This window comes from Actinosynnema sp. NPDC023587 (assembly GCF_040640215.1).
Taxonomy (GTDB): Bacteria; Actinomycetota; Actinomycetes; order Mycobacteriales; family Pseudonocardiaceae; genus Actinosynnema.
The window spans coordinates 263998-273387 of sequence record NZ_JBFABG010000008.1; the positions used below are offsets into that span (position 1 = coordinate 263998).

Genomic DNA, 9390 nt, shown 5'->3' on the forward strand with positions numbered 1-9390 from the left:
ATCAGCGCCGGGCCGTCACGCCCAGGACTTCGCAGATCCGGGCCACGGCGACTTTGGTCATGGGGCCGACGCCGATCAGAGTGGCCGAGGGGTTGTGGTGACGATGTCGAACAGGGGCTTTGCCGTCGATCTCGTCGGGCAGGTAGCACGGTGGGCGTCGGATGATCCAGACCAGGTCGATGTGGCCGGCGAGATCGGCGGTGATCTGCGCGCCGAAATTGCTCCCGCCGACAATCACGACCCGTTGGCCGGTGAACTGGGCGGGGTTGCGCCAGTCCACGGTGTGGAGTTGGCGGCCGGGTAGGTGCCAGGCCGTGGCCGGCGACTGACCCACCACCCTCAAGAACCCGCGTATCGAAGGGGATGGCGCGCTCTCGGTCCCACCCCGCAATTGCGCGTCGTCCATCGCGGGTCGACCAACGTGACCGGCACCTGCATCGCCGTCCTGGCCGTCTCGGTGGTAGGCGGTGCGGGGACTGCGACCAGGACGAACCAGGTGATCGACTGCCCGCCGAAATGTGAAGCCACGGCCTCCGACAGACCCTTTCGGGTGGAACCGGGCCCTCGCCGCCGCACCGGCGAGCGGCGGTCCGGTCCGCTCCCTAGAGTGCGGACGAGAACGAACGACGGCCGTGCGCACGGCACTCGCCGAGTCCGCACGCGGACGGCCCGAGTGCCGAGGAGCACCCGCATGTCCACTGTGAAATTGGCGGTCGTCTACTACTCGTCCACCGGCACCGTCCACGCGATGGCCAAGCGCCTGGCCGAGGCCGGACGGCAGGCCGGGGCGGAGGTGCGGTTGCGCCAGGTCGCCGAACTCGCCCCGCAAGAAGCCATCGCCTCCAACGCCGCGTGGAGCCGGCACTTCGACGACACCAAGGACGAGCCCAAGGCCACCGCCGACGACATCGTCTGGGCCGATGCCGTCCTCTTCGGCACACCGACCCGCTACGGCAATGTCTCCAGCCAGCTCAAGCAGTTCCTCGACACGCTCGGCCCGCAGTGGTCGCAGGGCCTGCTGTCGGACAAGGTGTACGCCGGCTTCACCGCCTCGATGACGGCGCACGGCGGCCAGGAGTCCACGTTGCTCGCGCTCTACCACACCATCCACCACTTCGGTGGCATCATCGCCGCGCCGGGGTACACCGACCCGCTCAAGTTCGCCGACGGCAATCCCTACGGCGTCTCCCACGTGACCGGCGGCAACAACGACGCCCCGCTGGGCGAGGTCGAACTCGCCGCACTGGACCACCTGGCACAGCGGGTCGTCCGGATCGCAGGCAAGCTCAGCGCCTGACTCGATCACCCGGCGCGAAGTCGTCCTTCCCGGTTCGACCAGGACCCGCTGCGGCACTGACGCCAAGTCAGTGCCCTCGCGAACACCACGCCCTCGGCAGCAGATCAGCAACCTTGAACGCACCCGGACGCGGTTCTCCCCCGGCGATCCGGGGTGCCGGAGTGGTCACACAGCGATTCGTGCGTTGCCTACCATGGCCGGTGTGCACCGTGAGACGGCCACGGCGGTGCCCTGGGTGATCCACCTCGTGGTACCGGCCTTGCCATGTTCCGGGCCCCGCCCAGCGGCGTTTCCCGGCGCACCAGGCGGCCACGAGACCGGGAGGGAAGGTGTGGACATCGCTGTGGCCGAGCCGACCCGACGATCAGGTGCACTTCACCCCGACGAGCCCCCTGACCACAGCAAGACCGGACATCTCTGGCGGCGACTTGACCACCTGCTGTTCACCGACCTCTGCTTCTCCTACGGCCAGTAGACAAGACCATCACCGAACGTCCACTCATGCCGACGAGCGGTCGGTGACATCCGTCCATCCCCGTGCGGTCAGCCAGCGCGGACACCTCGGCTGCCGGTATACGCCCCCGGTCGCCCTGGACGAGCTCGGAAGTCGCACGATCAGTCTCGATCCTCGGGCTCCGCTTCCCGACTGTCCCGCTCGTCGACCGACGCGAATGGCCCCTCCGGAATCGGCGGGTTGGGTGTCTCGGACCACTTGGTCAGCGTGGTGAACACGGACTCCAGGAACTCGAAGACCACGAGCGCCACCCCCTGACGGTAATTGTGCCCGATCGCCACGGACCGCTCGTATCGGCACCAGGGCGAGGGGCGCGATCGGCAGCGCGACAACCACTCTCGTCTACGGGTTCACCACCCGCGCTGGGCGACCACGCCCACGGTGCCCGCCACGCCGCCGGCAGTCCGGTGCGACCACACCCCTCCCGGCATCAACGAGTATAGAAAAGCCACTTGACCAGCAGCGATGACTTTTCGAGCGCCGACACACGGCGTCGCGGTGACTCGGGCTGGACACCGATTCCACCGCGCCGGCCCGTGTAGGTGGCCGTGCGCCGAGGCCAGGAGGCAGGCATCCGGACGCAATACCAGGAGTGGAAACGGTTGCTGCCGTGGGAAGAACTCCGGCTGGCCGGTGGCGGCGAACGCTCGGCGTCGGTGAACCCTTACCGGCTACTTCGCCGACACCCCTCCCCCACCCACCGCGTGGTGCTCGTCAGCGTGACACCGACCCCTTTTCCGCGAGCTCGGCGTCGGTCGACAGCGTTGGCGGCGCGGGGTTGTCGGTGCCGCCGTCCTCCCGGATGCCGAAGCGCGTGTGCAGCGCGCGGAGCGGCTTGGGTGCCCACCAGTTCGCACGGCCCGCCAGCTTCATCGCGGCGGGCACGACCAGGGCCCGCACGATCGTCGCGTCCACCACCACCGCGATGAACATGCCCACGCCGATGAGCTTGATGAAGGTGATGCCGGACAGCGAGAACGCGGCCACCACGATCACGAAGAGCAGCGCCGCGTTCGTGATCAGCCCGCCGGTGCCGCTCAGCCCCCGGGCGACGGCCTCGTCGTTGTCGCCGGTCGCCTGGTAGTGCTCGCGCATCCGGGACAGCAGGAACACCTCGTAGTCCATCGACAGGCCGAAGATGATCGCGAACACCAGGATCGGCATGGACGGCTCGATCATGCCCGTCGGGGTGAAGCCGAGCAGGCCCGACAGGTGGCCGTCCTGGAAGATCCACACGAGCGCGCCGAACGTGGCCGACAGCGACAGCAGGTTGACCGCGATCGCCTTGATCGGCAGCAGCACCGATCCGAAGGCGAAGAAGAGCAGCAGCAGCGTGACCAGGACGATGATCAAGGCCATCCACGGCAGCCTGTCGCCCAGGTCGTCGAGCTGGTCGACGAGTTCGGCCGTCGGGCCGCCCACCAGGACGGTCGCACCGGGCGGGGGCGAGAGGGCGCGGATGTCGGTGACGATGGCGCGCGCCTCGCCGGACATCCGGTCGACCGGGTAGGTGACGGTGATGCGGGCGGTGCTGCCCGCGACCCCGGTGACGACGGCGTTGGCCACGTTCGGCAACTGGTCGACCCGGGCGGCGAACCCGGTGGCGGCGTCTTGTCGGACGTCCCGCAGGACGACCGTGACGGGGTTGGTCCCGTTGTCGGGGAAGCGCGTGCTCAGCGCCTCGGACACCGCGCGCGTCTCGGTGCCCTGGGGCAGCATCCGGGCGTCGATGCCGCCCCACGACACGTGCAGGAACGGCAGGCCGAGCGCCAGCACCAGCGCGACGGGCGCGAGCAGGAACAGCAGCGGGCGGCGCATCACGACCCGCGCCAGGCGCGCCCACCCGGTCCGCTCGCGGTCACGCCGCCGGGCCAGCCACTTCGGTGCGCCCGCGTTCACCTTCGGCCCGAGCACCGCGAGCAGGGCGGGCAGCACGGTGAGCGCGGCCAGGAGGTCGACCAGCACGGTGGCGACCCCGCCGAAGCCCATCGACCTCAGGAACGTCTGCGGGAAGATCAGCAGGGTCAGCAGGGACACCGCGACGGTCACGCCGGACACGGCCACGGTGCGGCCGGCGGTGGCGACGGTCCTGGCCACGGCGTCCTCGGTGGTGCCGCCTCGGGCGAGTTCCTCGCGGAAGCGCATCACCATGAACAACCCGTAGTCGATCGCGAGACCGAGGCCGAGCAGGGTGGTGACGTTGATCGAGTAGATCGAGACGTCGGTGAACAGGGTCAGCAGGTGCAGCACGGCGAACGAGCCGAAGATCGCGACCGCGCCGATGGCCAGGGACAGGCTCGCCGCGACGACGCTGCCGAAGATGACGATCATGACGACCAGCAGCACCGGCGTCGCGATGCCCTCGGCGATGCCGATGTCCTTCTTGACCTGGTCGGAGATGAGCTTCTGGGTGACGACCTGGCCGCCGATGCGCGTGGTCAGCCCTTCGGCGGCGGCCTTCTCCCGGATCATCGGCAGGTGCACGCGGCGGGCCTTCTCGTCCACGCCCTCCAGTTGCAGCACGGCGTAGGTGGACTTGCGGTCCTCGCTGACGAACTGCGGCGAACCGGTGTCGAAGTAGCCGCGCACCGACAGCACCTGGTCGGCGGGCAGCGCGGCGAGTGCCGCGGTGACGGCGGCGCGGTACTCCGGGTCGTCGACGGTGCGGTCGGCGGACTCGTAGAGCACGACCACGTCCGAGTCCCGGCGTCCGAGGTCGGCGGTTTCCGCCTCGGCGGACAGCGCGCTCTCACTGCCGGGCACCTCGAAGCCGCTGGACGAGCTGAGCGACCCGAAGACGCCCAGGCCCCACACGACGGCCGTGACCAGGACCATCGCGGAGCCGACCAGGATCGCCTTGCGCCTGCGGTAGACGAAGCGACCCCATGCGTCGAACATCCCTGCCCCCTCTGCTGCGAAAACCGTTGAATAACGGCGTTACAATCGCGTTGGTGAGAATAACGTGACTAACTCGGCACCCAGCGTGATTTCGACAAGCCGATCAGGGGAAAGTTCCCGGCCCCGGTCACCAGGAACGCGTCATCGGCCGCCGTGACCTCGCGCGCCGGCACGCCGGAGCCCACCCCGTGCAGGTCGAGCCGGTCCGCCCGCCACCGCACCGCCCCGGCGTCCGCGCGGGACACCGCCAGCGCCGCCTCCAGGTGTCCGACGGGCAGCCGGAACTCCGGCGGGTCGGTGCGCACGACCAGGTCGGCCGGGCGGGACGGGCGCACGGACGTCGTCCACCCGCCGGCACCCTCCCGCCACGGCCCGACGTCCACCGCGTAGGGCCGCCACCGGTAGTCCGCCCCGGACCGCCGGGGGCGCGCCGCCGGGGCGGGCGACCAGCGCGGCTCCGGGCGCGGGCCGAACGCGAACACCGCGCCGGCGACCGGCTCGCCGGCGCGCAGCAGTTCCACCCGCACGCGCCACGGGTTCGCCGTCCCGACGACCCGCGCGCGCCGCAGCAGCACGCACGACCCGTGCGGCACGGCGAGGCCGGGCGTCCACGCCCACAGGTCCTCCGCGGTCGCGATCGCGTCCGGACCGGTCGGCGGCGCGAGCCACTCCGCGCCCGCCAGCAGGTACTCCAGCGCCAGCGACACCGGGACGCCGGGCGCGCCGCCCGTGCGCACGTCGTCGAGGAACGCCGCCCAGCCCGCCTCCACCCGGTGCGCGGTGTCGAACAGCCGACCGGGCTGGTAGGCCGTCACCTCCCCGAGCAGGAACCGCCGGGTGAGCAGGGGTGCGCGGTTCGCCCAGTCCGACGGCACGACGAGGCCGGCGAGCTGCCCCGGCGTCACCGCGCCGATCTCGGAGAGGAACCCGACCTCGCCGCGACCCGCGTGCGCGAGCTCCGAGCGCCACGCCGCCAGGCCCGCCGCGACCGGGATCGGCCGCATGTACCGGGCCGCCGCCTCCAGGTTGGTGATCAGGCCCAGTCCGTCCCAGGTGGGCCAGGACAGCGACTTCACCGGGTACGCCAGCCGGTGCCCCGCCCACATCGCCAGCCGGGCCAGGCCGTCGTTGGCCGCCGCGTAGTCGACCTGGCCGACCATGCCGCCGTAGCGACCGGTGAGCGAGCCGACCGCGCACAGCGCTTTCAGCGGCCGGTCCCCCAGCGCCGCCAGCAGGTGGGAGAACCCGTCCACCTTCACCGCGATGACGGCGAGCACCTGGTCCGGCGTCTTGTTGGCCAGCCTGGTGGGCGCGTCGACGCCGGCGTTGTGCACCACGAACGCCAGGCGCGGCCCGGCCGACGCCACGAGTGCGGACACGCTCGCCGCGTCGGTCACGTCGCACACCTCGTAGCGGACCCTGGCACCGGCCGCGCGGGCCCTGGCGAGGTTGGCGACCACGCTCCGCGCTTCGCGCATCCGCCGGATCCGGGCGCGCACGGCGGGCAGCGGGTCGACGCGATCCCGGTAGGCGGCCTTCGTCAGCTCCTCGAAGCGCCCGTCGTCCGCCGTGGACCAGTCCTCGTCCGGGCCGGGCAGCGGACCGCGACCGCTGACCACGACCTCGCAGCCGGTGCGCGAGGCGACGTCGAGGGCGAACTCGAACCCGATGCCGCGCCCGCCGCCGGTGATCAGCACCAGGTCGGTCGGCTCGATGACGATCTCCGCGCCGTCGACGGCGGCGGCACGCGGCAGGATCGTCCACCGCCGGTCGCCGCGCACGCCGACCTCCAGCGGGCCGTCGGCGAGCAGCTCGGCGACCAGCGCCGCACCGGGGTCGTCCACCGGGCCGAGGTCGACCACCCGCACGCCGCACACCGGGAACTCCCGGGGGAGCGTCTTCGCCAACCCGGCCCACGCCCCGGAGAGCGGGAGCGCGTCCGGCTGGTCGGCCAGACCCATCGTGCCGCCCAGCGACGTGACCGCGAGGTACCGCAGCCTGCCCGCCGCCGACTCGTCCGCCCAGTCGCCGTAGACGGCGCGCAGCGCTGCCACGGTCCGCCGCATCGCGGGCCGCCAGTCCTCGCCGCCGGTGCCGCACAGCGCCAGGTCGACGATCACGTCCACGGGCCCGTCGGCGTCCTCCCGGACCACGCCGCCGAGCCCGCGCACGGCCTCCGCCACGGTCGCGCGCAGCGCCGCCGTGCCGTTGAGCACCAGAACGCTCCTCGTCGCCAGCACGCCCGGCGGCGGTGGAGCGAGGCGGCCCAGCGGGTGCAGCGACAACGTCTGCCGCAGCAGGCCCCCGGTCACACGCCCACCGATTCGCGCAGGCGCAGGCGGACGCGCACGCCGTGCTGCGGTCGCAGCGAGATCATCGACTGGCCGTACCGCAGGAACCGGCCGGGCACCGCCTCCAACCGGAACCGCCGCAGCACCATCGCGACGATGGTCCGCAGCTCCAGCAGCGCCATCTCCTTGCCCACGCACAACCTCGCGCCGCCCCCGAACGGGAAGTAGCTCAGCCTGGCGCGCTCCCGGCCCGCGTCGCCCGCGAACCGGCGCGGGTCGAACGCCTCCGGGTTCTCCCACACGTCCGGGTCGCGGTGGCTGACCAGCGGCGACAGCAGGATCGACGTGCCGCCCGGCACGTCGTAGCCGCCCAGCACGTCGTCGTCCACCGCGTCGCGCGGGAACGTCCAGATCGGCGGGTAGAGGCGCAGCGCCTCGTCGACGGCGTGTCCGGTGCTCTCCAGGCCGGGCAGGTCCTCGGCACCGGGCGCGCGGTCGCCCAGCACGCGGTCCACCTCGGCCACCAGCTCCTCCTCGACGTGGCGGTGGTTGGCGATGGCCCACAGCGCCCAGCACGCGGAGGTCGCGGTGGTCTCGTGGCCCGCGAGGTAGACGGTGAGCAGTTCGTCGCGCACCTGGCGGTCGGTCCACCCGGCCCGCTCGACGAGGTCGACGAGCCGGCCCTCGCCGGTGCGGGCGTGGTTGGCCCTGATGTCGTCGATCAGCGAGGTGAAGAACCGGTCGATGTGCCGGACCCGGTGGTTGCGGGCGGTCGGGGCCCAGCGGGGCAGGTACTCGGAGAGCAGGCCGCGCGGAAACATCAGCTCCATGCACGCGTCACCGATCCGCTTCATCGCGGGCACGGCTTCGGCGGGGTCGTAGCCGAACAGCGACCGGCTCAGCGTGACCAGCGTCAGCCGCAGCATCTCGTCGAGCAGGTCGACCGGTTCGCCCGCGCGCGCCTTGACCTCCCAGCGGTCGAGCATCTCCGCGGTCGCCTCGACCACGCTCGGCACGATCGCGTTCACCACGCCGCTGTGGAACGCGGGCTGCACCACGCGGCGGTGCGCCTTCCACACCGGGCCGTCCGTGGTCAGCAGGCCGTCGCCCATCACCAGCCTGAACTGCTCGTAGAGCTTGCCCCGCACGTAGTTGCGGTTGTTCTCCACCAGCACCCGGTACACCGCCGCCGGGTCGGTGACCAGGTGCATCGGGTAGGGGCCGATCTTGAGCCGCACGACACCGCCGTGGTCGCGACGCAGGCCGAGCAGGAACTCCGCGGGCGCGGCGCGCCACTGGGGCAGGTTGCCCAGCAGCGGCAGGCCGCGCGGTCCCGGTGCGATGGTGCTCATGGGTACTCCTCCACGGGATCTTCCACGGTGGTCAGACGGGGATGGGGCCTGGTGCGGCGGTCGGCCTGCCCGGCACGCCGTCGGGCAGCGCGCGCAGGTGGCGGCCCTCCAGCACGTCGAAGTAGCCGACGACGAGCCCGGTCACGTCCTTGAGCTGGGCGAGCACCCGGCCGTCGGGGGCGGCGGCGACGACCCGGCCGCCCGGCTCGGCACCGAGTACGACGCCGCGCGGGCTGCCGGTCAGGTCGACCACCCCGCCGAGCGCGCCCAGGGCGACGTCGTGCGCCCCCGAGTACAGGTCGACCCGGCCGACCCCGGTCGGCACGGACACCGGCACGTACCGGTCGTCGAGCAGCTCGACCCCGCTCAGCCTCAGCATCCCGTCGAGCAGCAGGGCGGGGGTGGTGAAGCGCTCGAACACCGAGCCGGGCCGGGCGGGCGCGGTGTAGGCGGCCCGCGCCCCCAGCGGGTGCAGGCGCGTGCCCGCCGTGCTGCGGAACGGCCCGGCGAGCCGGACGGGTGCCCCGTCGGCGTGGTACGGGTCGGGCACGGGCAGCTCGGCCGAGGCGGGCCAGGCGTCCCAGGTGGGCGGGCGGGGGTGCGCGTCGGCCAGCACGACCCGGACCGCGCAGTGCTGCCGGTCCGCGACCAGCACCTGCCCGGAGCGGGCCACCACGTCGGCCACCACGGTCACGTCGACCACGGTCACGTCCTGGTCGGCCGCCCGCAGTTCGGCCAGCACCCGCAGCGGGCCGCGCGCCGCCGCGCCGAGCTTGACGAACCGGTCGAAGGTCAGGTCGCGGAACCCGGTAACCACGCGGCCCGGCGCGAGCAGCGCGGCGGCCTGCGCGGCCATCTCGGCGGCGAAGCAGCCGGGCAGCGTCGGCACACCGTCCACGGTGTGGTCGAGCAGGTAGTCGTCGCGCCCGTCGAGCAGCCGGGTGACGACCGCTCCGGTCGCGGTGCGCTCCACGTGGTCCTGGTAGAAGCCGGCGGGTCGGGTGTCGGGTGCGCTTCCGGTGGCGGTCACCGCGGTGT

General features: G+C 72.5%; 8 protein-coding genes. 2 read left to right on the forward strand and 6 right to left on the reverse strand.

Annotation, left to right across the window (positions count from 1 at the left end; all coding sequences use genetic code 11):
• Position 1: 1 nt before the first annotated feature.
• Positions 2-280, reverse strand: coding sequence for a hypothetical protein (locus AB0G01_RS22590; protein ID WP_360948538.1), 279 nt, complete (start codon positions 278-280; stop codon positions 2-4).
• 411 nt (positions 281-691) lie between these two features.
• On the opposite strand from AB0G01_RS22590, the gene wrbA reads away from it, so the two are divergent.
• Positions 692-1297, forward strand: coding sequence for an NAD(P)H:quinone oxidoreductase (wrbA, locus tag AB0G01_RS22595; RefSeq protein ID WP_360948540.1), 606 nt, complete (start codon positions 692-694; stop codon positions 1295-1297).
• 331 nt (positions 1298-1628) lie between these two features.
• On the forward strand, positions 1629-1772 hold the full coding sequence (locus tag AB0G01_RS22600) for a hypothetical protein (protein ID WP_360948542.1): 144 nt from the start codon (positions 1629-1631) through the stop codon (positions 1770-1772).
• Positions 1773-1912: 140 nt separating this feature from the next.
• Here the strand turns inward: AB0G01_RS22600 and AB0G01_RS22605 are convergent, their stop codons facing one another.
• From AB0G01_RS22605 to AB0G01_RS22625, 5 genes are all read right to left on the reverse strand, one after another.
• Positions 1913-2062, reverse strand: coding sequence for a hypothetical protein (locus AB0G01_RS22605; protein WP_360948544.1), 150 nt, complete (start codon positions 2060-2062; stop codon positions 1913-1915).
• Positions 2063-2525: 463 nt separating this feature from the next.
• On the reverse strand, positions 2526-4709 hold the full coding sequence (locus tag AB0G01_RS22610) for an MMPL family transporter (RefSeq protein WP_360948546.1): 2184 nt from the start codon (positions 4707-4709) through the stop codon (positions 2526-2528).
• Between the two features lie 68 nt (positions 4710-4777).
• Complete coding sequence (locus tag AB0G01_RS22615) at positions 4778-7021, reverse strand: SDR family oxidoreductase (protein ID WP_360948548.1); 2244 nt, start codon at positions 7019-7021, stop codon at positions 4778-4780.
• Complete coding sequence (locus AB0G01_RS22620; protein WP_360948550.1) at positions 7018-8352, reverse strand: cytochrome P450; 1335 nt, start codon at positions 8350-8352, stop codon at positions 7018-7020. The genes AB0G01_RS22615 and AB0G01_RS22620 overlap by 4 nt, the downstream gene beginning before the upstream one ends.
• A 31-nt stretch (positions 8353-8383) precedes the next feature.
• Positions 8384-9382 (reverse strand): hypothetical protein, encoded by a 999-nt coding sequence (locus AB0G01_RS22625; protein ID WP_360948552.1) that lies wholly within the window; start codon positions 9380-9382, stop codon positions 8384-8386.
• Positions 9383-9390: the final 8 nt, after the last annotated feature.